The organism is Agromyces lapidis, from assembly GCF_009749405.1.
GTDB lineage: Bacteria > Actinomycetota > Actinomycetes > Actinomycetales > Microbacteriaceae > Agromyces > Agromyces lapidis.
In genome coordinates this window covers 222482-247661 of the sequence record NZ_WBIQ01000005.1, presented here as the reverse complement: position 1 = coordinate 247661, position 25180 = coordinate 222482, and the positions used below count along the sequence as shown (strand labels likewise).

The window sequence follows — 25180 nt, the reverse complement described above, 5'->3', positions numbered from 1 at the left end:
CACTCTTGCATGCGCCGCTGACAGGCGCCAAGTGTTGTGCACAGGATGACGTGGAATGCCCGGTGAAATCTTCGGGTTGCGTCAGTAGCGAGCCGCCCTCGGGCGCAAGAGGTCGCTAGTGGTTTTGACAATCATTATCAATAAGCGTAGTTTCGAAGCATGGACACGCGAACCCGAACCGTTACCCGCCGACCCCTCACCCTGATCGGTGCGGGCGGCGTGATTGCGGCCGGCGTCATCGCCCTCGCGGGCTGCGCGAGCCCCGGGGCATCCACCAACGCCGACGGCCCGCAGATCGTCGCGACGACGACCCAGGTGGGCGACTTCACCCGCGAACTGCTCGGCGGCGATGCAGAGATCACCCAGCTCCTCTCCCCCGGCCAGAGCGCGCACGGCTTCGACCCGTCGGCGGCGCAGCTGCTGGCGCTCACGAACGCCGATGCGCTCGTGGTCAACGGCGGCGGCCTCGAGAGCTGGCTCGACGACGCGGTCGAGGCCTCGGGCTTCGACGGTGTGCTCATCGACGCGAGCACCGGCATCGAGCTGTTCGGCACCGACGACCATGCTCACGACGACGAGGCGGATGCCTCGGAGGACGAGCACGACGACGCGCACGACGAGCACGACGACGCGGCCGACGACGCGCATGACGACGCGGCCGACGACGAGCACGAGGGCCATGACCACGGCGACGGCAACCCGCACATCTGGACGGATCCCGAGCTCGCCGAGCGCATGGTCGAGAACATCGCAGACGGCCTCGCGACCATCGACGGCCTCGACGCCGCGAGCCTCGAGGCGAACGAGACCGCGTACCTCGCGAAGCTCGACGCGCTCGACGAGTGGATCGACGAGAACGTCGAGCAGGTGCCGCCGGCCGAGCGGCTGCTCGTGACCAACCACGACGCCTTCACGTACTTCGTCGACGCCTACGATGTGACCTTCGTCGGCAGCATCATCCCGAGCTTCGACGACAACGCCGAGCCGAGTGCGGCCGAGATCGACGAGCTCGTCGCGAAGATCGAGTCGACGGGCGTCTCGGCGGTGTTCTCAGAGGCATCCCTCTCGCCGAAGGCCGCGGAGACGATCGCCGCTGAATCGGGCGTCACGGTGTACTCGGGGCCCGACGCGCTCTACGGCGACTCGCTGGGCGAGGCCGGCAGCGAGGGCGAGACCTACCTCGGCAGCCAGCTGCACAACGCGCGACTGATCCTCGAGTCGTGGGGCGTCGTACCTACCGCGCTCCCGGCCGCCCTGCAAGGATGACTCGTATGAGCGACTCGCCCGTACTCCGCCTCGCCGGTGCGGCCTTCACGCACCCGGGGGGTTCGGGCGTCTCCGGGCTCGAGCTCGAGATCGCGCCCGGCGAGGCGGTCGCCCTCATCGGTCCGAACGGCGCCGGCAAGTCGACGCTGCTGAAGGGCGTGCTCGGGCTCGTGCCGCGCACAGCCGGCGAGGTCGCGCTCGGCGGCGTCCCGATCGGCACCGGCCGTGCATCGCATTCCGCGAACGGAATGTTGGCGTTCCTCCCCCAGTCGGCCGATCTCGATCCCGACTTCCCGATCAGCCTCGAGCAGGTCGTCATGCAGGGTCGCTATCGCGGCCTCGGGCTGCTCAGATGGCCGGGCCGGGGCGACCGCGCCGCCGTCGCGCGTGCGCTCGAGACGGTGGGTCTCTCCGCGCTCGCGAAGCGCCCCTTCGGCGAACTCTCGGGCGGCCAGCGCCAGCGCGGGCTGCTCGCACGCGCCCTCGCGTCCGACCCCGCGCTCCTGCTGCTCGACGAGCCGTTCAACGGCCTCGACCAGCCCAACCGCGATGCCCTCGTCGACACGCTGCGCGAGCTCAAGGCCCGCGGCGTCGCGGTGCTCGTCTCGACGCACGACCTCGAGCTCGCCCGACTGGTCTGCGACGCGGTCGTGCTGGTCAACGGCACGCAACTGGCCTTCGGCCCGGTCGACGAGGTGCTCACCCTCGGCAACGTCCAGGAGTGCTTCGAGGGCGTCGAGGTCGAGATCGACGAGCACACGCTCGTCGTTCCCGGGCACGAGGGCCACTGAATGCCGTGTGACGCATATAGGTGGCGCTGGCCGCGGGGGAGGGGCAGGGCATGTCGCTGATCGACGCGCTCTTCACCGCGTTCTCGATTCCGTTCATGGCGCGCGCACTCGTCGTGATGCTCGTGCTCGCGGTCGTCGCCGGGATCGTCGGGGTGCTCGTGAACCTGCGCGGCCTCGAGTTCATCAGCGACGGACTCACGCACGCCGTCTTCCCCGGACTGGCGATCGGCCTCGCCGTCGGCGGAACGAGCGGACTCCTGCCCGGTGCGGCGATCGCCGCGCTCGCGGGCGCACTCGCACTGACGTGGCTCGATCGCGCCGGCATCACCTCCGACGCCGCGATCGCGATCGTGCTCACCGCGACGTTCAGCGTCGGCGTCATCGTCGTCTCCAAGAGCGACGACTACGCAGGCGAGCTCGAGGCACTGCTCTTCGGGCGCGTGCTGACCATTCCGCCCGAGCAGGTCGTGCCGCTCGTCGTCGTGAGCCTCATCGCCCTGCTCGCCGTCGTGCTCACCCTCAAGCAGCAGCTCTTCCGCGCGTTCGACGCGCGGGGCAGCCGAGCGGCCGGCGACTCGGGGCTCGCCCTCGACCTCGTGCTGAACTGCGCGATCGCGCTCGTGGTCGTCGCGGCGGCGAGCACGGTCGGCACGCTGCTCGTGCTCGCGCTGCTCATCGTGCCGGGCGCGGTCGCGCGGCTCGTGACCGGGCGGCTCTGGTGGCTGTTCCCGGTCGCGGCCGGGTTCGCGGCGATCGGCGCGTGGCTGGGTCTCGCCGCCGGGTTCGCCGTGTCGGTGGGGGCGGGTGTCGACCTGCCCGCCGGAGCGACGATCGTGGCGGTCTTCGTAGTGGGATACGCCCTCGTGCTGGGCGTCTCCGCGCTCAGCGGACGCGCCTCACGCGCCTCCCGCGCCCCCCGTTCGCCGCGTCGCGCGGGAGGCGCTGCGACGAGTGCAGCACGCGCCGCGGGCACCGCAGCACGCGCCGCGGGCACCGCAGCGGCAACGGGGGCGGGGGAGGGGCGCTGATGGGCTACTTCGAACGCGCGCTGCTCGCGGCCATCGTGATCGGCGTCGGTGCCGGGTTCGTCGGCGCGCTCGTGGTGCTGCGCAAGCGCACGTTCTTCGCGCAGGCGCTCACCCACGGCACGTACCCGGGGGCGGTCGCCGCTGCGGCGCTCGGCGTGAGCGTGCCGGCGGGGGCCGCGGCGGCATCGGTCGTGCTCGTCGTGATCATGTGGGGTATCGCGCGCGTGCGCCGGCAGGGCGCCCAGGTCGCCGCGGGCATCGTGCTCACCGGCGGTTTCGCGGCCGGCGCGCTGCTGCAGGCGCTCATCCCGGGCCTGCCTGTGCGGGCCGAGAGCCTGCTGGTCGGCTCGATCCTGACGGTCAGCGACGGAGACATTCTGCTCGCGGCATGCGTCGCGCTGCTGGCCGTCGCGCTCGTCGCGCTGTTCGGTAAGGAGATCGCGCTCTCGACCTTCGACCCGGCCGGCTTCCGCGCCATGGGCTATCGGGAGTGGCCGATCGAGCTGCTCGTGCTCGGGCTCACCGCGGCCTCGGTCGTCAGCTCGCTTCCGGCGGTCGGCGCGATCCTCGCGATCGCCCTCATCGCGGCTCCCGCAGCGGCGGCGCGGCTCGTGGTCGGCTCGTTCCGCGGGGTGCTCGTCGTCGCCCCCCTGATCGGTGCGGCGTCGGGCGTGCTCGGCGTGCTCGCCTCACGCGCGTTCGCGATCGCGGCCGGCCCGTCGATCGCCCTCGCCGCGACGGCCTTCTTCCTCCTCGCGCTGGGACTCTCCAAGCTTCGAGGGCTAGCGTGGAGGCGGACCGACATTCCCGTCGAGACCGCGGAGGGCGCACGAATCGCATGAAACGCAACACCTGGCAGCGCGAGGCCGTTCGCGAGGCTCTCGACACGACCGAGGGATTCATCAGCGCGCAGGCGCTGCACTCCGCGCTGCACGCGAGCGGCTCGCCGATCGGGCTCGCGACGGTCTACCGGGCGCTCGGCGATCTCGCGACGAGCGGGGAGGCGGATTCGCTGCAGTCGCCCGAGGGCGAGGCGCTGTACCGAGCCTGTTCGACGACCGGGCATCACCATCACCTCATCTGCCGCAACTGCGGGCTGACGGTCGAGATCGCGGCCGACGAGGTCGAGGCATGGGCGAAGGGCATCGCAGCCGAGCACGGCTTCACGCAGGCGGCCCATGTCGTCGACGTCTTCGGGCTCTGCGCGAATTGCACGCAGCTCGCCGCCCGTGAACCCGGGGCAGCGGCGACGCCGAAGTAGCGCGAGGTTGAATCCGAGATCAGAGCGGAATAACGCGGCTCGATTGGGTTCTTCCGCGAATCATCGATAGCGTGGACGACGGTCCTGCAAGACCGATCGCCCAGTCCGCGGTCCGCCACTCTCGAAACGGGAACAGTCCCGAACGCGAGCATCGGAGCGTATGGTTCGGCGGTGAGGCATCCGGCCCCGATGGCCGGACGCGACGACGCCCTGTTTCGCCCGACGATCGCACCACGCGCCGGGCTTGAGCGCGGGGCATCCGATTCACCGCCAACCCGGCCGTGACCCACGAGTTCGGCGCACCCGAACCGACCGCGCAACCCTTCACCTGCGCGGTGTTCGGCGCGCCCTCAGGGAGCCCGATCCATGCCAGACAACCCGAACCCCGGCCAGCAGCTGCCGGAGACGACCGCGCTCGAGGTGCGTCACCTCACCAAGTTCTTCGGCCGCAGGCCGCGCGAGGCGCTCGAGCGCCTCACGCAGGGCGCCGGTCGCGACGAGGTCGCCTCCCTCGGCACCGCCGCCGTCATCGACGCCGACTTCGACGTGCGCCGCGGTGAGATCTTCGTCGTCATGGGCCTCTCGGGCTCGGGCAAGTCCACCCTGATCCGCATGCTGAACGGCCTCGTCGAGCCGACCGACGGCACGGTGACGGTGATGGGGGAGCAGATCACGGATGTCGCGCCGAAGCGCCTGCGCGCGGTGCGACGCCGACGGGTGTCGATGGTGTTCCAGCACTTCGCGCTGCTGCCGCACCGCACGGTGCGCGAGAACGCCGCCTACGGCCTCGAGATCCAGGGCGTGCCGCTCGCCGAGCGTCGTGCGCGCGCCGATCGGATCCTCGACCGCGTCGGCCTGGGCGGCTGGGGCGACAAGATGCCGGCCGAGCTCTCGGGCGGCATGCAGCAGCGCGTGGGCCTCGCGCGCGCCCTCGCCTCGGACACCGACATCCTGCTGATGGACGAGGCCTTCTCGGCGCTCGACCCGCTGATCCGCCGCGAGATGCAGGAGCAGCTCGTCGAGCTGCAGCAGGAGCTCGGCAAGACGATCGTCTTCATCACGCACGACCTCAACGAGGCCATGTTCCTCGGCGATCGCATCGCCGTCATGCGCGACGGGCGCATCGTGCAGCTCGGCACGGCCGAGGAGATCCTGACCGACCCCGCCGACGACTACGTCGCCCAGTTCGTGCAGGACGTCGACCGCGCGCGCGTGCTCACCGCGGGCAACGTCATGGAGGCGCCGCGCGCCGTGGTGACCGCGTCGGCGGGCCCGCGCGCCGCGCTGCGGTCCATGCGCGACCTGCAGACCTCCATGGTGTTCGTCGTCGGCAACGGCCGGCGGCTCCTGGGCGTCGCCCACGACCGCGACGTGCTGCGGCTCGTGCAGCGGGGTGAGCGCGATCTCGCGGGCGTCATCAGCGACGACCATCCCGTCGTCGGCGTCGACGAGCACCTCTCCGAGCTCTTCGGCAGCGCCGTCGAGAGCCAGCTCCCGCTCGCCGTCGTCGACGACCAGGGCCGGCTCCTCGGCGCCGTGCCGAGGGTCACGCTGCTCGCCGCGCTCGGCAATGTGCCGACCGACACCGCCGAGCAGGCGATCATCGCGACCCCCGCGACCATCCCGGTCGATGTCATCACGGCGACGCTGCACCGCACGGCGGCGGCCGAAGCCGCGGCGGCCGACGCAACACCCGCGCCGGCCGCGGGGGAGAGGAGCCCGGCATGAACGACTTCCGCCTGCCCCTCGGCGAGCTCGCCGAGTCCGTCATCGAGGTCGTGACCGACGTCTTCGGCGGCTTCTTCGCCGTCGTCCGCGCCATCTTCGCCGGGCTCTACGACGCGGTCGACCTCCTGCTCTCCGCACCGCCGTTCGGCGTGATCATCGCCGTCTTCGCGGCGCTCGCCTTCTTCCTACGGGGGTGGAAACTCGCCGTCGGCACGGTACTCGGCCTGCTCGTCATCGTCGGCGTCGACCAGTGGGAGAACGCCATGGACACGCTCGCGCTGGTGCTCGTCGCCAGTGCGATCGCCATCGCGGTCGCCGTGCCGATCGGCATCCTCGCGGCCCGCTCCGACACGGCGTCGAAGATCATCCGCCCGATCCTCGACTTCATGCAGACGATGCCCGCCTTCGTCTACCTCATCCCGGCGCTCATCCTGTTCCGCGTCGGCGTCGTGCCCGGCATCGTCGCCACGATCGTCTTCGCCATGGCGCCGGGCGTCCGGCTGACCGAGCTCGGCATCCGCGGGGTCGACAAGGAGGTGGTCGAGGCGGGCCACGCCTTCGGCTCCTCGCCGTCGCGCATCCTCCGCCAGATCCAGCTGCCGCTCGCGATGCCGAGCATCATGGCGGGCGTCAACCAGGTCATCATGCTCTCGCTCTCGATGGTCGTCATCGCCGGCATGGTCGGCGCGGGCGGTCTCGGCGGCCAGGTGGTGCAGTCGCTCACCCGGATCGACGTGGGCCTCGGCTTCGAGGCAGGTCTCTCCGTCGTGATCCTCGCGATCATCCTCGATCGGCTCACCGGCGCGCTGGGCGGCCTGCGCGGGCGCCGTGCGAAGCGGGTCAGGCGAGCGGATGCCGCGGGGCGCGCCCCGCAGCAGACCCCGCCCGCGACCGGCCCCACGTCCGGCCCCGCCGCCGCGCCCGCTGCGAACGAGGCCGGCCCCGTGGCATCCGTCGCCCAATGACCGCCCGAACCGGGCACCCGACTCGTCGCGCGGAATCGCGCGGCGCTCCCCAACACCCGTGCCACAGCACACGGGAGGAAAGGAACACATGAAGAAGCGCACGCTCACCGGAGCACTCGCACTCGGCACGGTCTCGGTACTCGCACTCGGCGGCTGCGCCGCCGGCGCCGGTGCCGAGACGCTCGACAACGGCGACCAGAAGGACCTCACGATCGCCGTGTTCAACGGCTGGGACGAGGGCATCGCCGCGAGCGAACTCTGGAAGGCCGTGCTCACCGAGCAGGGCTACGATGTGACCCTCGAGTACGCCGACCCCGCACCCGTCTACTCGGGCCTCACGACCGACGACTACGACGTCACGCTCGACACCTGGCTGCCGATCACGCACGCCGACTACATCGAGCAGTACGGCGACGACCTCGTCGACCTCGGAGCGTGGAACGAGGACGCGAAGCTCACGATCGCCGTGAACGAGGACGCCCCGATCGACTCGCTCGACGAGCTGGCCGCGAACGCCGACGCCTTCGGCAACAAGCTCGTCGGCATCGAGCCCGGCTCGGGCCTCAACCGCGTGACGACGGAGGAGGTCATCCCGAGCTACGGCCTCGAGGGCATGGAGTACCTCACGAGCTCCACCCCGGCGATGCTCTCCGAGCTGACGGCGGCGACGAAGAACGGCGAGAACATCGCGGTCACGCTGTGGCGCCCGCACTGGGCGTACGACGCGTTCCCGCTCAAGGACCTCGCCGACCCCGAGGGCGCGCTCGGCGACGCCGAGGGCATCCACGCATTCGGCGGCAAGACGTTCGCGGAGCGCTTCCCGACCCTCGCGATGTGGCTCGCCGACTTCGAGATGGACTCCGAGCTGCTCTTCTCTCTCGAGAACGCGATGTTCAACGAGGCCGACACCGATGACTACGGCCCCGTCGTCGAGGCCTGGATCGACGAGAACCGGGAGTACGTGGACTCGCTCACCGAGTAGGAGAGCGGACCGCCGCGGGTTCGCAGACGGCGGGTGACGGATGCCTCGTGGCCTCCGGCACCCGCCGTCGCTGCGTCTCGGCTGCAGGCGCGCGAGGGCTTCTCGCGCTCGCGGACGCCCTGCGCTCAGTCGTCGCCCCATGAGCCGACGCACCGCGCTCGCGATCTCGTCGGGGCCGTCGAGCAGGCGGATCCGCTCGAAGAGGGCGACCAACTCGGGCTGAATGATGCCGAGGGTCGTCAGATCTTCATCGACGGCGTTGAGCATGAAGACGGCGTCGTGCGCGGCGGCGACGGTACGGATGCTTCCCGCGACCCCGGAGACGTTTCCCGCCTCGGGGCCGAGTCGGTCTGCACCGTCGCCGCCGGTGGCGACGTCGGCGAGCCGGATCGTCGTCGCCGACTGCACGACGGTGCCGAACACCTGCGAGGGATGCCGCGTCAACTGCGGAGGCGTCTGCGAGTCGAGCTCGTGCCTGGCGAGTGCTTCGAGGTCGACCGTCTCGCCGGCCGCATCGGCGACCGTGAGGAACGCGATGCCCATCGTGCTGCCGTCGGTCGGGGCGAACCACAGCACGTGGTCGACGCCGGGCGGGTGAACGCCCGCCACGTCGAGCGCGGCGGCCTCGAAGCGCGCGCGCCGTTCGGCGACGTCGGGCACGGTCGCCGCGGCGAGGTCGGCCGCCCACGAGGCCGCGTCGTCCCATTGCGCGTAGGGGAAGCCGGGCGGGACGCCGATCCAGACGTCGTCGTCGAGCTCGATCACGTAGTCGATCACCGCGCGCGCTCCCATTGGAAGGTGCTGCAGCCCGAGCTCGAGTGGGACTTCCGGCTGCCGCGCGTGGTCTCGATCAACACCTCGGGCCACAAGTACGGCCTCGTCTACCCGGGTCTCGGCTGGGTCGTCTGGCGCAGCGAGGAGGTCCTTCCGGAGGAACTCGTCTTCCGCGTGAGCTATCTCGGCGGCTCGATGCCGACGCTCGCCCTCAACTTCTCGCGGCCGGGGGCGCAGGTGCTGCTGCAGTACTTCCTCTTCCTGCGACTCGGCGTCGCCGGCTACACGGCGGTGCAGCAGGCCTCGCAGGACGTCGCGCTGTATCTCTCGAAGGCCATCTCCGAGATCGATGCCTTCGAGCTCGTGAGCGACGGCAGCGACATCCCGGTCTTCGCCTGGCGGCTGAAGGCGGGCCACACCGACAAGTGGAACCTCTTCCACCTGCAGGACCGCCTCCGGCAGAAGGGGTGGCTCGTTCCCGCCTACCCCATGCCCGATGACCTGAGCGATCGCATCGTGCAACGCATCGTGGTGCGCAACGGGCTCAGCATGGATCTCGCCGAAGATCTGCTCCGCGACATCCGATCCGAGACGGAGTACCTCGACGCGCTCGAGACGCCGATGCCGGCAGAGGGCGCCCGGCCCGGGTTCCACCACTAGTCTCCAGCCGAGAAGGGAAGCGGATGTCGGAACCGGTCGCCGATCGTCGGCTGCGCCGTGAGGCGTGGGGCTTCGCGCTCGGCTCGATCTGCTTCTTCGTCGGGCCGCTGCCCGCCTACGCGGCGTGGGCGGGCGCGATCGGGGTCGGTGCGACCTTCTTCATCGGGTCGCTGCTGTTCACGACCGCCGGGTTCATCCAGCTCAGCCTGAGCGGGCGCCGCCCGCCGAGGAAGGGCATGAACCCGGTCGACCGGGCCGACTGGTTCGCCGCGGCCGTGCAGTTCGCCGGCACCCTGTTCTTCAACGTGAGCACCGCGCAGGCGCTCGTCGCCGCGATCCGGGAGCCGGACTCCGTCGGCGCGGGCTGGCGGCCCGACGCGTTCGGCTCGATCGCCTTCCTCGTCTCGAGCGCGCTTGCGGTCATCGCGACGAAGGATCGTGGCGCGCTGTGGGACCGCGACGCACGCACCTGGCACGGGACCGGACTGAATCTGCTCGGCTCGATCGCCTTCGGCGTCTCGGCGATCGGCGCATACCCGGTGAGCAGCTCCGGCGAACTCCTGAGCGAGCAGTGGGCGAACCTCGGCACGGTGATCGGCGCGGCCTGCTTCTTCGTCGCGGCGGTGCTCTCGCGGCGGTCGGTGCTCCGCGAGCAGCGGGCGTCGGCGTCGGCGTCGGCCACCTGAGTCCGGTTCGGATGTCTCGGGGCCGCCGTCGGCCGGGGGAGTCGACCGAGCGGCCTCCACTCGCGGCATCCGCTCGATTCGGCTGCGACCGGCCACTCTGCTAAACTGGCTCGTTGGCTGGGTACATCCACTGCCCAGACCGCGACAATCCCCTTCGTTGCTCCGCGAGAAATCGCGGGATTCGGCGTGGGAACGTCAGCAGACAAGAGACCTTGGGAGGGGCATCCGCCCCTCGGTATTGGAGGAAACCAATGGCAGCAGTGTGCCAGGTGACTGGAGCCGTTCCCGGCTTCGGGCACAACATCTCGCACTCGCACCGCCGGACGAAGCGCCGCTTCGACCCGAACGTGCAGAAGAAGACGTACTTCGTTCCGTCGCTCCGTCGCAACATCACGATCAACGTGTCCGCCAAGGGCATCAAGGTCATCGATGCTCGCGGCATCGAGGCGGTCGTTCGTGACATGCAGGCTCGTGGGGTGAAGTTCTAATGGCGAAGCAGCAGGACGTCCGTCCCATCATCAAGCTCCGTTCGACGGCCGGCACCGGGTTCACCTACGTGACCCGCAAGAACCGTCGCAACAACCCCGACCGTCTCGTGCTCAAGAAGTACGACCCGGTGATCCGCAAGCACGTCGACTTCCGAGAGGAGCGCTAAATCATGGCGAAGAAGAGCAAGATCGCTCGCAACGAGCAGCGCAAGGTGATCGTCGACCGCTACGCCGAGAAGCGTCTCGAGCTGAAGAAGGCGCTCGTCGACCCGAACGGCACCGACGAGAGCCGCGAGGCCGCTCGCGTGGGCCTGCAGAAGCTGCCCCGCAACGCCTCGCCCATCCGCGTGCGTTCGCGCGACGCCATCGACGGCCGCCCCCGTGGCGTGCTCACGAAGTTCGGTGTCTCGCGTGTCCGCTTCCGCGACATGGCGCACCGTGGCGAACTGCCCGGCATCACCAAGTCGAGCTGGTAAGCAGTAGCTTCACGCTTCACGAGAGGGGCGCCCCGGATCACTCCGGGGCGCCCCTTTCGCCGTCTCCTGGCCGCTTGCGGCCCGTTTCGGGGTCTCCCGACGCGCGACACGCCGGGGCAAGGTGCGCGAAAGGCCCGGAAATCCGCGAGATTCCGCGGATCTCTGTTACATTCGAGGCGGCCTCAACGGCCACGGGGGCGGCGCAAGCTCGTTCCCGAATCTTCAACAAAGTGCTGTACATACAGCGAACGTCCGAGGAGGACATTCAATGGCTGACAAGTCGCTGAACAAGACCGAGCTCGTCGCGAAGATCGCTGCGTCGACCGGCCAGAGCCAGGCCACCGTCGACGCCGTGCTCGGCGGTCTGTTCGAGGCGCTCGCCGAGTCCGTGGGCTCGGGCACCAAGGTCTCCATCCCGGGCTGGCTCGCCGTCGAGCGCACGCACCGCGCTGCGCGCACCGGCCGCAACCCGCAGACGGGTGCCACCATCGAGATCCCGGCCGGCTACTCGGTCAAGGTCTCGGCCGGTTCGAAGCTCAAGGCTGCTGCCAAGTAACCAGAGTCTTCCGAAGGGGCGTGCGGCGCGAGCCGTGCGCCCCTTCGCCGTTCCTGCGAGGGATTCAGGACAACGCACGCTGATCAGGACGATTCGGGCGGAGTCGACCTGACGTGCGTGCGAATTCCTGAAACGCGATGGGGATGCTGCGGAGTGCCCCGTGCGCGAGGGCGCCCACGAGGCATCCAGCCTGTGCCGTCTAGGCTGGTTCGGTGCCCCGCTCCGTCCGAGTGCTCGGTCCTGCCGTGCTCACCGCCGTCGCCCTTCTGGCGACCTTCGCCGCACTCTCGTTCGGCGGGGGCGCCGCCGAACAGCTGATCCAGGACCCGGGGCCGCTGGCCCGCTACGGCGTGCCTGTGTCGAAGCTCTTCGTGAACCTCGGCGCCGCCGGCATGATCGGCGCACTCGTGCTCGCCGTCTGGGCGCTGAGCCCGAAGAAGCGCGAGTTCGACCTCGCTCTCGACGTCGCCGCCGCCTCGGCCGCGGTGATGACGGTCGCGAGCGCCGCGACCGGGCTGTTCACCTTCATCCTCGTCACGGCGGTGCCGTTCGATCTCAGCGACGCGTTCGGGCAGAAGCTCGGCCAGTTCGTCACGACGATCGAGCTCGGGCAGTCGTGGCTCATCACGACGCTCGTCGCGGCCGCCGTCACGGTGCTCTGCTTCGCGGTGCGCAACCACACGGCGCTCGTGTTCGTGACGGTGCTCGCGGTCGCCTCGCTCGTGCCGATGGCGCAGCAGGGCCACGCGGCCGGCGCCGCGGGCCACGCCGCCGCCGTCACCGGGCTCGGCCTGCACCTCGTCTTCGCGGCCGTCTGGCTCGGCGGCCTCGTCACGATCGTGCTGCTGCAGCGCGAGCTCGGCGCGAAGCGGCTGCCGGTCGTGCTCGCCCGCTACTCGACGGTCGCGCTCATCTGCTTCATCGTCGTCGCGGTCTCGGGGTACGCGAGCGCGGCCCTGCGCATCGGCACCCTCGACCAGCTCGCGACGCCGTACGGCGCGCTCGTCGTCGTGAAGGTCGCGGCGCTGATCGCGCTCGGGCTGTTCGGCGCCGCGCAGCGGCGGTGGCTGATCGGGCGGATGTCGCGGGGTGCGGGTCTCGAGTCGCGTTCTCCTTCGTCGGGCGCTCCTCGACCGGCGAAGACCTACTTCTGGTGGCTCGTCGTCGCGGAGCTCGCGTTCATGGGGCTCGCCTCGGGCGTCGCGGCGGCGCTCGCACGCACGGCGACCCCGGTCTCCGAGGAGGCGGGGGAGCTCGCGCGCACGCCCGCCGAGATCCTCACGGGCGAGCCGCTGCCGCCGTGGCCCGAGACGTTCCGCTACTTCACCGAGTGGAACCCCGACCTCATCTGGCTGCTCGCCTGCGGCTTCGGCATCTTCTTCTACCTCGCCGGTGCCCGCCGTCTCCGCAAGCGCGGCGACAAGTGGCCCGTCTACCGCACGGTGCTCTGGGTGTCGGGCCTGCTGCTGCTCGCCTACGTCACCAACGGCGGCGTGAACGTCTACGAGCAGTACCTGTTCTCGGCGCACATGCTCGCGCACATGGTGCTGACCATGGCGGTGCCCGTGCTGCTCGTGCCGGGTGCACCGGTCACGCTCGCAGCCCGGGCGATCAGGCCGCGCAAAGACGGCAGCCGCGGCGGGCGCGAGTGGATCATGCTCGCGGTGCACTCGAAGTTCGCCGGCATCATCGCGAACCCGATCGTCGCCGCCGTGCTCTTCGCCGGCTCGCTCTGGGTGTTCTACTACTCGCCGCTCTTCCGCTGGACGATGTTCGACCACATCGGCCACGAGTGGATGATCGTGCACTTCCTCATCACGGGCTACCTGTTCGTGCAGTCGCTCATCGGGATCGACCCGGTGCCGTACCGCCTGCCGTACCCGTTCCGGCTGCTGCTGCTGCTCGGCACGATGGCGTTCCACGCGTTCTTCGGCCTCGCGATCATGACCGGCACGGGGCTGCTGCTCGCCGACTGGTACGGCGCGATGGGCTGGGGCACCGACGCGCTCGCCGACCAGCAGCTCGGCGGCGGCATCGCCTGGTCGATCGGTGAGATCCCCACCGTGGCGCTCGCGATCACCGTCGCGTTCCAGTGGTCGCGCAGCGACGAGAAGGAGTCGAAGCGCCGCGATCGCCATGCCGACCGCACCGGTGACGCCGAGCTCGAGGAGTACAACGCCCGGCTCGCCGCGATCGCCGCGCGCGACAGCGAACGCTGATCCACCCGCGGCATCCCGACCGTTCACGCTGCTTCTGCAGGAAAATGGGCCCTATCCCGGCTCCCAGGGCACCATGGCGCCCAAATTCCTGCACAAGCAGCAGAGCTGAGCAGCAGAGCTGAGCAGCAGGGTGCGGATGCCTACTGCAGCTGGATGGCGATCGAGCCGTCGGGGCGGATCGTCGCGGCGAGCGCCAGCGTGAACGGGCGGTCTTCTTCACGGGTGTAGTAGTGGCCGTCGAAGAGATCCTGCAGTTCGACCGAGATGTGCGCGACGCCTTCGGTGGGCGGCATGTCGAACGAGTCCTCGCCGGCGGTCAGGGTCACCTGGGGGGTCGTCACGATGGTCCACACGGGTTCGCTCGTGACCCGGTCGTCGATCTCGATGCCGAAGGGGCAGTCGGCCGGTTGCAGCACGGGCTGCGCGGCGCACGCGGCGAGGTACTCGTCGACCTTCGTCTGCACGCGTTCGACGAACGCCGGAGTCGGCTGGGCGTCGACGGTGACGGCGACCTGCTCGGCGGCGCTCGCCGGCACGGTGACGTGCGGGGCGGCGAGCAGCGGCGAGTCGTACGAGAACTCGTACACCGCCGGGGCGATCGCGAGGTACGGGGCGACCTGCGTGAACGCGGCGAGCTCGTCGCCGGTCTTCGTCGCGCGGGTGTCGAGGGTCAGTGAGCCGACGGTGAAGAGCGGGTTGTGCGCCGCGGTGACGTCGATCACGGCGAGCGGGCTGTCGGAGAACTGCCACCGGGCGAGCACGCCGTAGAGCGCCTCGATGGGGCGCACCTCGAAGGTCGATTCGGCGATCTCGGTGCCGAGGCGGTAGCTCGCCGTCACCGAGTGGCTGCCGTCGGAGTGCGTGACGTCGTCGACGATGCTGATGTCTTCGGGCGCCGACGCGACGACGCCCGAGCGCAGCATCGCCGTCGAGATGTCGGCGGGCAGCCCGAGCTCCTCGAGGGTGGCGTCGTCGAGCGCGACCCCTGGCGTCGTCGACGCGGTCGCGATGTCGTCGTCGGCGATGGCCTCGAGGTAGCCCTTCACGAAGCTCGATGCGCCGTAGATCGACTGGTTCAGCCCGCCGAGCGCGGCGAGGAAGGCGGCGATGAGGAGCGTGGCGAGCCCGGCCCACCCGGCGACGGCCAGCAGCGAGACCCGCCTCTGCACCTCGCCTGCGTTCCCCACCCGCACAGTCTATGTTTCGCGACGGCGGGAAGCTGAGGATCTCCACAGCCGGTACGGGCGTCTCGGATGCCACGGAGTCGGCGCCGCGGCCCCGGGTCGCCCCCGTACGCGGTTACAGTGGGAGCGCCGCCGCGCGGCGCCCACCCAGGTGCGGCGCCGGCCCCGAGACATCCGCCCATCGAAAGACCGCCGTGCAGAACGTGACCCTCTCCCGCGAACAGGCCGCGGTGTTCCAGGCGATCGAGGAGACCCGCGAGCACGTCTTCGTGACGGGTCGCGCGGGCACCGGCAAGTCGACGCTGCTGAACCACCTCAACTGGCAGACGAAGAAGCAGATCGTGATCTGCGCGCCGACCGGGGTCGCGGCGCTGAACGTCGGCGGGCAGACCATCCACTCGCTCTTCCGCCTGCCGATCGGCGTCATCGCCGATCACGACATCGACCAGAACGACGCGGTCCGCAAGATCCTGAACGCGATGGACACCCTCGTCATCGACGAGGTCTCGATGGTGAACGCCGACCTGATGGACGCGATGGACCGCTCGCTCCGGCAGGCGAGGCAGCGCCCGCTCGAGCCGTTCGGCGGCGCCCAGGTGGTGCTCTTCGGCGACCCGTACCAGCTCGCACCCGTACCGGGCGACGCCGACGAGCGCGCCTACTTCGCCGACACCTACGACTCGATGTGGTTCTTCGACGCGAAGGTCTGGCGCGAGGCCGACCTCAAGATCTTCGAGCTCGGCGAGATCCACCGCCAGCACGACGACCAGTTCAAGCAGCTGCTGAACGCCGTGCGGCACGGGCGGGTGACGGCCGAGATGGCGGGCGTGCTCAACGGGGTGGGCGCCAGGCGCCCGCTGCCCGAGCAGGGTGCGATCACGCTCGCGACCACGAACAGCACCGTCAACCGCATCAACGCGACGCAGTTGGCGCGCCTGCCCGGCAAGTCGAAGGCGAACGCGGCCGAGGTGAACGGCGACTTCGGCGGGCGGGCGTTCCCGGCCGACGAGCGGCTCGAGCTCAAGGTCGGGGCGCAGGTGATGTTCCTCCGCAACGACACGGCGATCGGGCCCGACGGGCAGCGCTGGGTGAACGGCACGATCGGCACGATCACCTCGTTGAAGCGCGAGGTGCGGGTGGAGATCGACGGCGAGGAGCACGAGATCGAACCCGTCACCTGGGAGAAGTACCGCTACACCTGGCACGCGGCGCGCAAGAAGCTCGAGAAGGAGATCGTCGCCGAGTTCACCCAGTTCCCGCTCCGGCTCGCCTGGGCGGTGACGATCCACAAGTCTCAGGGCGCGAGCTACGACACCGCGATCGTCGACCTCGGGCCGCGCGTGTTCAGTCCCGGGCAGACGTACGTGGCGTTGAGTCGGCTCACCTCGCTCGAGGGGCTCTACCTGCAGCGGCCGCTGCGGCCGAGCGACATCATCGTCGACCGCAACGTCGAGCGCTTCATGGCGGGTGCCGCCCGCGAGATCGGCACCGCCGCCCGCTGAGCGCCCGCCTCCTCGCGACCCCGGCCGGCGGGCGGTCGGGCTGCGGCGCGCGCGGGCCGATGATTCGGGAACCTTTCGGGCGCGTCCGGACATTAACCATCTGAGGGGGCGTCTCCGCTGCTCCGTCGCCGCCTGCCGGCCGGGTGAATCCCGCATCGCGGGTTACAATTTCAGCGGACACACGGCTGAGGGGGCACGGTGGCTGACCGTTCTGGGGGCAGGCGGCGAGCAGCTTCGGCACTCGCGGCGATCATCGCCGTGCTCGCGCTCGCCGGATGCACCGGGGGGACCGTCGACCCGGCGAGCCGATTCGATCCCGTCGATGCCGCGTACGGGGACGAGGTCGTGGAGCAGCTCGACCAGGTGCTCGAACAGGCCATCGCGCTCAGCGGATCGAGCGGCGGCGTCGCCGGAGTGTGGGCGCCGTGGGCCGGCGGCTGGACCGGGGCATCCGGCACCGTCGACTTCCGCGAGAAGTCCCGCCCGGTGACCGACGAGACCGAGTTCCACCTCACGACGGTGACCTCCGAGATCACGTGCCTCATCCTCCTTGAGCTCGTCGATGCGGGCACCGTCGCGCTCGACGATTCCGTCGCAGAATACGTCGACAGGGTGCCGGGACTCGACGGCATCACTCTCGAGCAGTTGTGCCGCCACACCTCCGGCATCGCCGACTACTACCCGGCGCTCGAGGCGCATTTCGTCGCGAACCCCGAGCGCGTCTGGTCGCCGAACGAGCTTCTCGCCGGCGGCCTCGCGACCACGCGCACGGGCCAGCCCGGCGAAGCCTGGTCCTACTCGCGCACGGGTGTGCTGCTGCTCGCCCGCGCCCTGGAGGAGGCGACCGGCCGCGATTGGAACCAACTCGCCGAGGAGTACGTGCTCGAGCCCCTGGGCCTCGACGACACCGAGATCCCGGCGCCCGCCGACACCGGCCACGAGGGCGCGCTCGGCGCCTATGCGGCGGGAACCGGCGGCGACGGCAAGACCGACTGCACGGTGGTCCATGACGATTCCGCCCAGTCGAGTTCGATCGGCGCCGCTGCGGCGGGCGCGATCTCCGACCTCGACGACGCCCGGAGGCTGAGCGAGGCCTTCGCAACGGGCGCGCTCGTGGGGGAGCGCAGCGCCCGCGAGCTCTGGACGACCGAGCACCTCGGGGGAGACGCGCCGGTCTGGGAGCAGTTCGGCCTCGGTGGCGCGCAGTACGGCCCGATGCGCGGCACCGCCGGCGAGTCGGCCGGCTCGCTGACCGCCGCCTTCACCGATCCCGAGACCGGCCTCACGGTCGTCGTCGCGCTCAACAACTCGACCTCCGGCGCGGCGTTCGTGCGCGAGACGGCGTTCGCCCTCGCCTCGATCGGGTCGAAGGCGAAAGCGTTCGACGGTCGCGAGCAGCCGCTCGTGGAGCTGCCGTGGTCGCTCGAGCAGGCGACGACGAAGATGCAGGAGCTCGCGGTCTGCCCGATCACCCCCGAGGGAGCGGAGCCCGCGGGCGAGGAGCCGGCCGAGGGATAGGCCGGAGCCGGGTGATCCGGCGCCGTGGATGCCAGACCGTCAGCGCGGGCCGGGGCGCTCGCCGGCTGCGGTCTTGCGGGCGATCTCCTCGATCCGCTTGGTTCGCGTCTCGGGTCGCTGCGCGAGGGCGATCTGCGAGAGCGCCCAGCGCCGCACCGATGCCGGGAACGACTGCCAGTTGGCCCGAGTGGCGGGGTGGGCGTCGAGGAGGGCGGTCAGCTCCTGGGGCTCGATGAGCCGGTCGGCGTCGTCGAACACGCTCCACATGCCGTTCGCCTTGGCGGCCTCGATCGCGGCGCGACCGGCGGGCTGCATGTAGCCCTCGGCCTCGATGAGCTCGACGCGCGCCTTGTTGGTCGCCGCCCACGGGCTGCGCGGCTTGCGCGGGGCGAACCACTGGCCGTGCCGTTCGTCGTCGAGGGTCTTCGCCTGGCCGTCGATCCAGCCGACGGCGAGCGCCTCCATCACGGCGTCCTCGTAGGGGATGCGCGGTCGCCCCGTGGCCGTGCGCCAGGAGACGAACCAGACGCCCTCGGCCCGTGCGTGGTGTGCGAGCAGCCACGCGCGCCACGCCTCGCGGGACTCGGGCTGGAAGTACTCGGGTGCGTCGCCGTCGGCCATGCCGACAGGCTAGCGAACGACGGACCTCTGGACAGCCCTGCCGTGCGGCGGCGAATCGGCGTACTCTCGACCCAGAGGCATCCGTAACCTCCTGGGGAGGGAGCACCATGTGTCGCTGGCTGGCGTATTCGGGTGAGCCGATCCAACTGTCCAAACTCATCCTCGACACGCAGAACTCGCTCGTCGCGCAATCGCTGAACTCTCCGCTCGGCGCCGAGACGGTCAACGGCGACGGTTTCGGCGTCGGCTGGTATCCGAAGGATGCCGTGGACGGAACTCCTCCGGCGTTCTTCCACAGCATCGAACCGGCCTGGCACGACGAGAACCTGCGCGAGATCACGCACGCGATCGAGAGCCCGCTCTTCTTCGCGCACGTGCGCGCGGCGGCCGGGCCGCCCATCCAGCAGACGAACTGCCATCCGTTCCGTCACGAGAACTGGTTGTTCATGCACAACGGCAGCCTCGCCGGCATGAACCTCGTGCGGCGCGACCTCGCGCTCGCCGTGGCCCCCGAGTTCTACCCGCTCATCCGGGGCACGACCGACTCCGAGGTGCTCTTCTACCTCGCGCTCACCCTGGGCCTCCGCGACGATCCGGTCGCGGGCATGGCTGCGGCGATCCGCAAGGTCGAGGAGGTCGGTCACGCGCACGGCGTGGAGTTCCCGATGCAGGGCACGGTCGCGGTCTCCGACGGTGCGATGGTCTGGGCGTTCCGCTACTCCTCGCAGGGGCGGACGCGAACACTGTTCCACTCGATCGCCATGGCGACGCTGCAGGAGATGTATCCCGAGCAGGCGCGGCTGCGGGGGTTCGGAAAGAACGCGCGGGTCATCGTGTCGGAGCCGCTCAGCGATCTGCCGGGCGCCTTCGTCGAGGTGCCCGAGGCGACGGTCGCGATCCTCGAGCAGGGCCAGTACCGGCACGAGCCCTTCCTCGCGAACGCCGAGTAGCGCGGGCGGCGCGGGCCTGGCATCCGGGGGATTCCCAGCCCGCAGTCGAGGGAGCTGGAGTACGCTCGGGGGGTATTCGTCCGCGGTACTGCCGCGCGACCAGCGAGTGACCTGCCAGGAGGTGCGATGTCGTCGAGCACGGCCCGCGCATCCGGCCGTTCCCGCATCGGCGCCGTGCGTCGCGCCGTCGTCGCACTGCTCGGCGTGGCCGCAGTGCTCGTAGGCCTGCTCGCGATGCACACCGCCGGGTCGGTCGCCGAGCACGGCACCGCCGCAGCGGTCTCGCACGGGCCGCATGCCGCGCCCGCCACGAGCGCCGGTGACGAGGTCGAGACGCATGCCTCGCATGCCTCTCTCGTCTCTGCGTCGACGGCGGAGCATCCCGAGATCCCGGCTCTCATCGCCCCGGTCGGCGGTGCCGTCGCCTGCGACGAGGACTGCATGAGTGCGCTGCGCGACTGCGCGCTCATGGTGGTGGGCTGCGTGATGCTGCTCGTGCTCATCGCGTTCGCGCTCATCGCCGGCGGGCCGGCCGTGTTCCGTCGACTGCTCGACCGCGGCGCCGCGCGCGTCACGACCTTCCTCCGGGTCATCCCGCTGCACCTGCATCGACCCGATCTCACCGTTCTCTCCATCAGCCGGACCTAGGCCGAACCCGGCGCCCACCCCGCGGGCGTGGCTTCGCCATGCCCGCGGGGAGTCACCTGATCGACCCCGACGAACGGAAGAACACTGATGCGAACTGCACGAAAGCTCCTGATCACGGCCGCCGCGGCGGCGGCCACCGCCCTCGCCCTCGCCGGCTGCGCCGACACCTCGATGGCGGGCATGGACCACGGCGAGGGGGCCTCGACGCCCGCGACCGACTCGGCCGCGTCGGCGGCCGGGGCGAACGGCGCCGATGTCGCTTTCGCGACGATGATGATCCCGCACCACGAGCAGGCCGTCGAGATGAGCGAGCTGCTGCTCGCCGAGCCCGAGCTCGGCGAGCCGGTGCGCGCGCTCGCCGAGGGCGTCATGGCGGCCCAGCAGCCCGAGATCGACCAGCTGCGCGACTGGCTCGCCGAGTGGGGCCAGGAGGAGGTCGGCATGGGCGGCATGGATCACGGCGACGGCATGATGAGCGAGGACGATCTCGCCGCGCTCGAAGCGGCTGCCGGCGCCGAGGCCGAGCGGCTCTACCTCGAGCAGATGATCGTGCACCACGAGGGCGCCGTCGCGATGGCCGAGGCCGAGATCGCCGACGGTGCGCACCCCGATGCGGTCGCGATGGCCGAACGCATCGTCGCCACCCAGTCCGACGAGATCGCGCTGATGCAGGAGCTGCTCGGCGCGAGCCCGCGCGGATAGCGGCGCGCCGCACCCCTCGCGCGCCGCGCAGACCCGACCTCACCTCGCACCGAACTTGGAGAACACTCCCATGACCACGCCCGACCCGAAGCCCCCGACGAGCGGGAGCGTCACCGAGGCATCCCGCCGCAAGCGGATCGTCTGGACGAACGTCGCCCTCATCGCCGCGTTCATCGCGATCGTCGCGCTCGCCTTCGCCCTGCTCAGGCCGCAGACGGCGCCGCCGGCGGTCGGCGACTCGTCATCTTCGTCGTCGTCGTCGTCTTCGTCGTCGGATGCCTCGGCCCCGACCGTGCGCGCCGACAGCCACGTACTCGGAGAACCCGGAGCGAGCGGGGTGACCGTCGTCGAGTTCCTCGACTTCGAGTGCGAGGCGTGCGGGGCGTTCTTCCCGCTCGTCGAACAGCTGCGCGAGGACTATGCCGGCGAGGTGACCTTCGTCACGCGCTACTTCCCGCTCGACGGGCACCTGAACTCGCGCAATGCCGCCGTCGCCGCAGAGGCCGCCGCCCAGCAGGGCGCGTTCGAGCCGATGTACGCCAAGCTGTTCGAGACGCAGGCCGAATGGGGGGAGCAGCGCGAGTCGCGGGCGCCACTCTTCCGCGAGTTCGCCGAGGAGCTCGGGCTCGACCTCGAGGCGTATGACGCATCCGTCGCCGACCCCGCGACGCTCGAGCGCGTCGAGTCCGACCGCATCGACGGCGTCTCGCTCGGCGTGCAGTCGACGCCGACCTTCTTCGTGAACGACGAGATGCTGCAGCTCGAGGCCTACGACGACCTCGCGGCGGGGATCGAGGCGGCGCTGGCGGGGTCCAGATGACGTCAGGCGTCGAGCGCGCCTGACGCGAGCGATGCGTCCGCGTGCCGAGGCGGTCCGTCCTGGGGCGGGCCGCCGTGCACGAGGCGCCAGAACTCTTCCTCGCGCTCGTTCGGAACGTGCGCGTCGGCCTCTTCGGAGCGCCGGCGACCGCCGAACGTCCCGTGAACCGCGGCGCTGATCTTCGAAAACATGCTGCCTCCCGTCGAGGAGACGCACGCGGGGCGGATCATGACGTGCGGCGGGCTGTTCGCATCGAGTCGGTCACGAACCGACCCCCGCTGTCGAGGGACACCCTCGTCAGGACACAATCACGACATGAGGACATCGGATCGCGGTGGCAGGCGACGGGCGACGCGGGTGGCGGCGGCCGGCCTGGCGATCGCAGGGCTGTTCGTCTTGGCGGGCTGCGCACCCCGCTCACCGGGCGGCGGCCCCTTCGGCGACGGCTCGCAGGCGGAGCGCGTGGTGAGAGGGATGCCCGAGGGGTGGACGGGGCCGGATCCCGACCTGCTCGACGGCGAACCGGTCGTCGGTTGGGTGAGTGACACCGAGTTCGGCGTGGTCACCATGGGCAGCAGCAGTTGCCCGGCGGTCGCGCGCGAGCTCGAGGTGCTCGGCGCACGCGAGGTGCAGATCGAGTTCGGTCAGTCGCCCAATGACCCGTGCACGGCAGACATGGCGGCGACCACGCACGTGTTCGAGCTGCCGCCCACGGTCGACGGGCGGCCGGTGACCGTCATCGTGAAGCTCGACGGTTTCGAGCCGGAGTTCGCGCTCGAGCTCGAGTAGCGCCGGTTCGTTCAGAGCCGATGACGGGAATCGAACCCGCGCTGTCTGCTTGGGAAGCAGAAGTTCTACCATTGAACTACATCGGCATGCGGCATCCAGAGGGTGCAGCGGTGACCATCGTAGCAAGGGTCTCGATACGCTTCGCTACTCGACCGGCTCGAGTGGGTCTCGAGACGCTTCGCTACTCGACCGGCCTTGGTGGGTCTCGAGACGCTTCGCTCCTCGACCGGCTGGAGCCCTCGGTAGGCTGGGCGGGTGCTTCTCTCGGATCGTGACATCAGGGCCGAACTCGACCTCCAGCGCATCAGGCTCGAGCCCTCCGACCCGTCGATGCTGCAGCCGTCGAGCGTCGACGTGCGGCTCGACCGGTACTTCCGGCTGTTCGACAACCACAAGTACCCCTTCATCGACCCGGCCGAAGACCAGCCCGAGCTGACCCACCTCATCGAGGTGAAGCCCGACGAGGCGTTCATCCTGCACCCGGGCGAGTTCGTGCTCGCCTCGACGTTCGAGGCCGTCACCCTGCCTGACGACGTCGCGGCGCGCCTCGAGGGCAAGAGCTCGCTCGGCCGTCTCGGCCTGCTCACGCACTCGACGGCGGGATTCATCGACCCGGGCTTCACGGGGCACGTCACGCTCGAGCTCAGCAACGTCGCGACGCTGCCGATCAAGCTGTGGCCCGGCATGAAGATCGGGCAGATGTGCTTCTTCCGGCTGTCGTCGCCCGCCGAGAAGCCGTACGGTTCGGCCGACTACTCGAGCCGCTATCAGGGCCAGCGGGGGCCGACGGCCTCGCGCTCGTTCCACAACTTCCACCGCTCCGACGTGAGCGTCACCGACGCCGGCGCGAAGGGCGAATAGCCTCCGACGGGTTGTCGCGGGGCGCCCGCGCCGCCGGATCATCCCGCACATCAGCGCGATCCACAAGGCGTTGCCGCTGCCGTCGCGCCGCGGTTCGATGGGGTGATCGAGCTGAGGAGGCCGATCACCGTGGACACGAGCACCATCATCTGGATCGTCGTCGGAATCGTCGTGGTCATCGCGATCATCGTCATCGTCGTGATGGCCACCAATCGGCGGCGTCAGGAGGCGCAGGCCGAAGCCGGTCGGCGCAAGGCGGCCGAGCTGCGGCAGAGTGCAGCCGAGACGGATGCGGCCGCGCGTCAGCGCGACGCCGACGCCGCCCGGGCGGCGGCCGATGCGAAGCAGGCCGAAGCGGCGGCGGCCGAGGCTCGCCTCGAAGCCGACCGGCTCGCCCAGGAGAGCGCCGAGCGGCAGTCCGCGGCCGATGAACTCCGCACCGAGGCGGACGAACGCCTCAGGAAGGCCGACCACGTCGACCCCGACGTCGCTGCCGAGGGCAACCGGGTCGCCGATGCAACCGCGACCACGACTGCGAGCGGCGAACGCGCGAACGAGAACGGGGCGAGCACCGACCGACCGGTCGCCGACCGACCGACCGGCGAGCCGCTCGGCCGGCATTCGGGCGGAAACGGCCCTGGCAACGGCCGCGTGCGCTGACGGCCGTCGACCCGGTTGATGCCCGCCGCGTCGCTCAGGCCGGCGGGCCGACTCGAGTTGCGAGCTCCGCGGCGTCGGCACCGACCGTGGCGCCGGCGCCGGCGCCCGCGCCCGCGGCCGCGGCCGCCGACCCTGCGAGCGCCGCGTCCGACGCGGTGAGGAAGTCGACGACGGCGTCGAGCGTCACGTCGGCGCGGAGCACCCGGTTGTGCCCGAGACCCTCGGTCGGCACCAGGCGGGCGCCGGGGTTCACGGCGAGCAGCCGCTCGGACTCGGCGTACGGCACGCGGCGGTCGCCGCGGTCGTGGACGAGCAGGAGTGCGGTCTCGGGTCGAAGGGGATGCCTCGCCGCCGAGTACCGCTCGAAGGGGTCGCCGCCGCCCGGGAAGAGTTTCGCCGAGAACCGCGCCGCAAGCGCGTCGCGAGTGGGGCGGTCGAGGCGGAGCATCTCGCCGAATCCCTCGATGAACGTCCGCGGGTCGGCCGCGCCGGCGATGGCGACAACCCGGTGGGCGTCGAGGCCGTCGTGCGCGGCCATGAGCGCTGCCAGCGCACCGAAGGAGTGACCGACGACCGCATGGAAACGGCCGTGGCGGCGCTGCAGTCCCTCCATCGCGTCGAGGTGATCGATGAGGTACGTGCCACGACCCGGTGAGCCGCCGTTGGCCGGGCCGTCGAACGCGACGATGCGGAAGCCCTCGCTGCGCAGCTCGCGGATGAGCGGTGCGAAGACGCTCGCGCGCGACTGCCATCCGTGGGCGAGCAGCACGGTCTCGTCGCCCGAGCCCCACTCGTAGCTCACCACGTCGACGCCGCGGCGACGCAGGCCGGGGATGTGCACGGAGCTGCGCCGGGCCGACTCGTGGGTGGCGCGATCGGCCGGGGCGACGGGCGTTCGCGGGCCGACGCGCATGAAGAGCGGATAGGCGAGCGCGCCACCGGCGCGCGGCGAGACCGCCCCGGTCAGACGGACTCCTGCGGCGACGGTGGAAAGGGCGGACATCTCGACTCCTCAAACAATACGAACGATCGTACTCACACTATA

General features: G+C 70.6%; 27 protein-coding genes and 1 tRNA gene. 24 read left to right on the top strand and 4 right to left on the bottom strand.

What is annotated here, in order from left to right; all coding sequences use genetic code 11:
• Nucleotides 1-159 precede the first annotated feature (159 nt).
• From GQQ93_RS08120 to GQQ93_RS08050, 15 genes are all read left to right on the top strand, one after another.
• Nucleotides 160-1266 carry a metal ABC transporter substrate-binding protein gene (locus GQQ93_RS08120; RefSeq protein ID WP_157423729.1) on the top strand — a complete coding sequence of 369 codons (1107 nt, stop codon included), beginning with the start codon at nt 160-162 and terminating at the stop codon, nt 1264-1266.
• A gap of 5 nt (nt 1267-1271) precedes the next feature.
• Complete coding sequence (locus GQQ93_RS08115; protein WP_157423728.1) at nt 1272-2057, top strand: metal ABC transporter ATP-binding protein; 786 nt, start codon at nt 1272-1274, stop codon at nt 2055-2057.
• Nucleotides 2058-2107: 50 nt separating this feature from the next.
• Entirely contained in the window at nt 2108-3085 is a 978-nt protein-coding gene (locus GQQ93_RS08110; RefSeq protein WP_157423727.1) for a metal ABC transporter permease, read from the top strand.
• Nucleotides 3085-3927 (top strand): metal ABC transporter permease, encoded by an 843-nt coding sequence (locus GQQ93_RS08105; RefSeq protein WP_157423726.1) that lies wholly within the window; start codon nt 3085-3087, stop codon nt 3925-3927. The genes GQQ93_RS08110 and GQQ93_RS08105 overlap by 1 nt, the downstream gene beginning before the upstream one ends.
• Nucleotides 3924-4346: a Fur family transcriptional regulator gene (locus GQQ93_RS08100; RefSeq protein WP_157423725.1), complete on the top strand. Its 423-nt coding sequence runs from the start codon at nt 3924-3926 to the stop codon at nt 4344-4346. The genes GQQ93_RS08105 and GQQ93_RS08100 overlap by 4 nt, the downstream gene beginning before the upstream one ends.
• 366 nt (nt 4347-4712) lie before the next feature.
• Nucleotides 4713-6074 (top strand): quaternary amine ABC transporter ATP-binding protein, encoded by a 1362-nt coding sequence (locus GQQ93_RS08095; protein WP_157423724.1) that lies wholly within the window; start codon nt 4713-4715, stop codon nt 6072-6074.
• Nucleotides 6071-7039: an ABC transporter permease gene (locus tag GQQ93_RS08090; RefSeq protein WP_157423723.1), complete on the top strand. Its 969-nt coding sequence runs from the start codon at nt 6071-6073 to the stop codon at nt 7037-7039. Before GQQ93_RS08095 ends, GQQ93_RS08090 begins: the two co-directional genes overlap by 4 nt.
• An 88-nt stretch (nt 7040-7127) precedes the next feature.
• Nucleotides 7128-8021, top strand: coding sequence for a glycine betaine ABC transporter substrate-binding protein (locus GQQ93_RS08085; protein WP_157423722.1), 894 nt, complete (start codon nt 7128-7130; stop codon nt 8019-8021).
• A 33-nt stretch (nt 8022-8054) separates the two neighbouring features.
• The gene (locus GQQ93_RS08080; RefSeq protein WP_246192188.1) at nt 8055-9455 is read left to right on the top strand and encodes a pyridoxal-dependent decarboxylase; all 1401 of its coding nucleotides are present in this window, start codon (nt 8055-8057) and stop codon (nt 9453-9455) included.
• Nucleotides 9456-9478: 23 nt separating this feature from the next.
• Nucleotides 9479-10141: a hypothetical protein gene (locus GQQ93_RS08075; RefSeq protein WP_157423721.1), complete on the top strand. Its 663-nt coding sequence runs from the start codon at nt 9479-9481 to the stop codon at nt 10139-10141.
• 251 nt (nt 10142-10392) lie between these two features.
• Complete coding sequence (gene rpmB / locus GQQ93_RS08070) at nt 10393-10629, top strand: 50S ribosomal protein L28 (RefSeq protein WP_157423720.1); 237 nt, start codon at nt 10393-10395, stop codon at nt 10627-10629.
• Nucleotides 10629-10796, top strand: coding sequence for a 50S ribosomal protein L33 (gene rpmG, locus GQQ93_RS08065; RefSeq protein ID WP_157423719.1), 168 nt, complete (start codon nt 10629-10631; stop codon nt 10794-10796). Before rpmB ends, rpmG begins: the two co-directional genes overlap by 1 nt.
• A gap of 3 nt (nt 10797-10799) precedes the next feature.
• Complete coding sequence (gene rpsN / locus GQQ93_RS08060) at nt 10800-11105, top strand: 30S ribosomal protein S14 (protein WP_022889040.1); 306 nt, start codon at nt 10800-10802, stop codon at nt 11103-11105.
• Between the two features lie 268 nt (nt 11106-11373).
• Nucleotides 11374-11661: an HU family DNA-binding protein gene (locus GQQ93_RS08055; protein ID WP_022889039.1), complete on the top strand. Its 288-nt coding sequence runs from the start codon at nt 11374-11376 to the stop codon at nt 11659-11661.
• 212 nt (nt 11662-11873) lie between these two features.
• A complete protein-coding gene (locus tag GQQ93_RS08050) occupies nt 11874-13880 on the top strand; it encodes a bifunctional copper resistance protein CopD/cytochrome c oxidase assembly protein (protein WP_212277283.1) in 2007 nt (668 codons plus the stop codon).
• A 140-nt stretch (nt 13881-14020) separates the two neighbouring features.
• Here the strand turns inward: GQQ93_RS08050 and GQQ93_RS08045 are convergent, their stop codons facing one another.
• A complete protein-coding gene (locus GQQ93_RS08045; protein ID WP_157423718.1) occupies nt 14021-15067 on the bottom strand; it encodes a hypothetical protein in 1047 nt (348 codons plus the stop codon).
• A 191-nt stretch (nt 15068-15258) separates the two neighbouring features.
• Between GQQ93_RS08045 and GQQ93_RS08040 the strand changes: the two genes are divergently transcribed.
• The gene (locus GQQ93_RS08040; RefSeq protein ID WP_157423717.1) at nt 15259-16566 is read left to right on the top strand and encodes an ATP-dependent DNA helicase; all 1308 of its coding nucleotides are present in this window, start codon (nt 15259-15261) and stop codon (nt 16564-16566) included.
• A 198-nt stretch (nt 16567-16764) separates the two neighbouring features.
• The gene (locus GQQ93_RS08035; RefSeq protein ID WP_157423716.1) at nt 16765-18084 is read left to right on the top strand and encodes a serine hydrolase domain-containing protein; all 1320 of its coding nucleotides are present in this window, start codon (nt 16765-16767) and stop codon (nt 18082-18084) included.
• A 39-nt stretch (nt 18085-18123) separates the two neighbouring features.
• On the opposite strand, the gene GQQ93_RS08030 is transcribed toward GQQ93_RS08035, so the two are convergent.
• Nucleotides 18124-18705 (bottom strand): YdeI/OmpD-associated family protein, encoded by a 582-nt coding sequence (locus tag GQQ93_RS08030; protein ID WP_157423715.1) that lies wholly within the window; start codon nt 18703-18705, stop codon nt 18124-18126.
• A gap of 107 nt (nt 18706-18812) precedes the next feature.
• Here GQQ93_RS08030 and GQQ93_RS08025 point away from each other — a divergent pair, with 107 nt between their 5' ends.
• The 5 genes from GQQ93_RS08025 (at nt 18813) to GQQ93_RS08005 (ending at nt 22614) form a co-directional block, all read left to right on the top strand.
• Nucleotides 18813-19655, top strand: coding sequence for a class II glutamine amidotransferase (locus GQQ93_RS08025; RefSeq protein WP_157423714.1), 843 nt, complete (start codon nt 18813-18815; stop codon nt 19653-19655).
• A 126-nt stretch (nt 19656-19781) separates the two neighbouring features.
• Nucleotides 19782-20303 (top strand): hypothetical protein, encoded by a 522-nt coding sequence (locus GQQ93_RS08020; protein WP_157423713.1) that lies wholly within the window; start codon nt 19782-19784, stop codon nt 20301-20303.
• 87 nt (nt 20304-20390) lie between these two features.
• Nucleotides 20391-21005 carry a DUF305 domain-containing protein gene (locus tag GQQ93_RS08015; RefSeq protein ID WP_157423712.1) on the top strand — a complete coding sequence of 205 codons (615 nt, stop codon included), beginning with the start codon at nt 20391-20393 and terminating at the stop codon, nt 21003-21005.
• Between the two features lie 70 nt (nt 21006-21075).
• Nucleotides 21076-21825 carry a DsbA family protein gene (locus GQQ93_RS08010; RefSeq protein ID WP_157423711.1) on the top strand — a complete coding sequence of 250 codons (750 nt, stop codon included), beginning with the start codon at nt 21076-21078 and terminating at the stop codon, nt 21823-21825.
• Nucleotides 21826-22140: 315 nt separating this feature from the next.
• Nucleotides 22141-22614, top strand: a complete 474-nt coding sequence (locus tag GQQ93_RS08005) for a hypothetical protein (RefSeq protein WP_157423710.1) — start codon at nt 22141-22143, stop codon at nt 22612-22614.
• A gap of 15 nt (nt 22615-22629) precedes the next feature.
• Here the strand turns inward: GQQ93_RS08005 and GQQ93_RS08000 are convergent.
• Nucleotides 22630-22700, bottom strand: a tRNA-Gly gene (locus GQQ93_RS08000).
• Between the two features lie 169 nt (nt 22701-22869).
• On the opposite strand from GQQ93_RS08000, the gene dcd reads away from it, so the two are divergent.
• Both dcd and GQQ93_RS07990 read left to right on the top strand, forming a co-directional pair.
• Nucleotides 22870-23475, top strand: a complete 606-nt coding sequence (dcd, locus tag GQQ93_RS07995; protein ID WP_157423709.1) for a dCTP deaminase — start codon at nt 22870-22872, stop codon at nt 23473-23475.
• Between the two features lie 129 nt (nt 23476-23604).
• A complete protein-coding gene (locus GQQ93_RS07990; RefSeq protein ID WP_157423708.1) occupies nt 23605-24135 on the top strand; it encodes a hypothetical protein in 531 nt (176 codons plus the stop codon).
• Between the two features lie 34 nt (nt 24136-24169).
• On the opposite strand, the gene GQQ93_RS07985 is transcribed toward GQQ93_RS07990, so the two are convergent.
• Nucleotides 24170-25138, bottom strand: coding sequence for an alpha/beta fold hydrolase (locus tag GQQ93_RS07985; protein WP_157423707.1), 969 nt, complete (start codon nt 25136-25138; stop codon nt 24170-24172).
• Between the last annotated feature and the right edge of the window lie 42 nt (nt 25139-25180).

What these genes read in the sequence shown, in the direction of transcription:
- GQQ93_RS08120 (WP_157423729.1), top strand. Translation starts at nt 160, where the DNA reads ATGGACACGCGAACCCGAACCGTTACCCGCCGACCCCTCACCCTGATC.
- GQQ93_RS08115 (WP_157423728.1), top strand. Translation starts at nt 1,272, where the DNA reads ATGAGCGACTCGCCCGTACTCCGCCTCGCCGGTGCGGCCTTCACGCAC.
- GQQ93_RS08110 (WP_157423727.1), top strand. Translation starts at nt 2,108, where the DNA reads ATGTCGCTGATCGACGCGCTCTTCACCGCGTTCTCGATTCCGTTCATG.
- GQQ93_RS08105 (WP_157423726.1), top strand. Translation starts at nt 3,085, where the DNA reads ATGGGCTACTTCGAACGCGCGCTGCTCGCGGCCATCGTGATCGGCGTC.
- GQQ93_RS08100 (WP_157423725.1), top strand. Translation starts at nt 3,924, where the DNA reads ATGAAACGCAACACCTGGCAGCGCGAGGCCGTTCGCGAGGCTCTCGAC.
- GQQ93_RS08095 (WP_157423724.1), top strand. Translation starts at nt 4,713, where the DNA reads ATGCCAGACAACCCGAACCCCGGCCAGCAGCTGCCGGAGACGACCGCG.
- GQQ93_RS08090 (WP_157423723.1), top strand. Translation starts at nt 6,071, where the DNA reads ATGAACGACTTCCGCCTGCCCCTCGGCGAGCTCGCCGAGTCCGTCATC.
- GQQ93_RS08085 (WP_157423722.1), top strand. Translation starts at nt 7,128, where the DNA reads ATGAAGAAGCGCACGCTCACCGGAGCACTCGCACTCGGCACGGTCTCG.
- GQQ93_RS08075 (WP_157423721.1), top strand. Translation starts at nt 9,479, where the DNA reads ATGTCGGAACCGGTCGCCGATCGTCGGCTGCGCCGTGAGGCGTGGGGC.
- rpmB (WP_157423720.1), top strand. Translation starts at nt 10,393, where the DNA reads ATGGCAGCAGTGTGCCAGGTGACTGGAGCCGTTCCCGGCTTCGGGCAC.
- rpmG (WP_157423719.1), top strand. Translation starts at nt 10,629, where the DNA reads ATGGCGAAGCAGCAGGACGTCCGTCCCATCATCAAGCTCCGTTCGACG.
- rpsN (WP_022889040.1), top strand. Translation starts at nt 10,800, where the DNA reads ATGGCGAAGAAGAGCAAGATCGCTCGCAACGAGCAGCGCAAGGTGATC.
- GQQ93_RS08055 (WP_022889039.1), top strand. Translation starts at nt 11,374, where the DNA reads ATGGCTGACAAGTCGCTGAACAAGACCGAGCTCGTCGCGAAGATCGCT.
- GQQ93_RS08030 (WP_157423715.1), bottom strand. Translation starts at nt 18,705, where the DNA reads ATGGCCGACGGCGACGCACCCGAGTACTTCCAGCCCGAGTCCCGCGAG.
- GQQ93_RS08025 (WP_157423714.1), top strand. Translation starts at nt 18,813, where the DNA reads ATGTGTCGCTGGCTGGCGTATTCGGGTGAGCCGATCCAACTGTCCAAA.
- GQQ93_RS08020 (WP_157423713.1), top strand. Translation starts at nt 19,782, where the DNA reads ATGTCGTCGAGCACGGCCCGCGCATCCGGCCGTTCCCGCATCGGCGCC.
- GQQ93_RS08015 (WP_157423712.1), top strand. Translation starts at nt 20,391, where the DNA reads ATGCGAACTGCACGAAAGCTCCTGATCACGGCCGCCGCGGCGGCGGCC.
- GQQ93_RS08010 (WP_157423711.1), top strand. Translation starts at nt 21,076, where the DNA reads ATGACCACGCCCGACCCGAAGCCCCCGACGAGCGGGAGCGTCACCGAG.
- GQQ93_RS08005 (WP_157423710.1), top strand. Translation starts at nt 22,141, where the DNA reads ATGAGGACATCGGATCGCGGTGGCAGGCGACGGGCGACGCGGGTGGCG.
- GQQ93_RS07985 (WP_157423707.1), bottom strand. Translation starts at nt 25,138, where the DNA reads ATGTCCGCCCTTTCCACCGTCGCCGCAGGAGTCCGTCTGACCGGGGCG.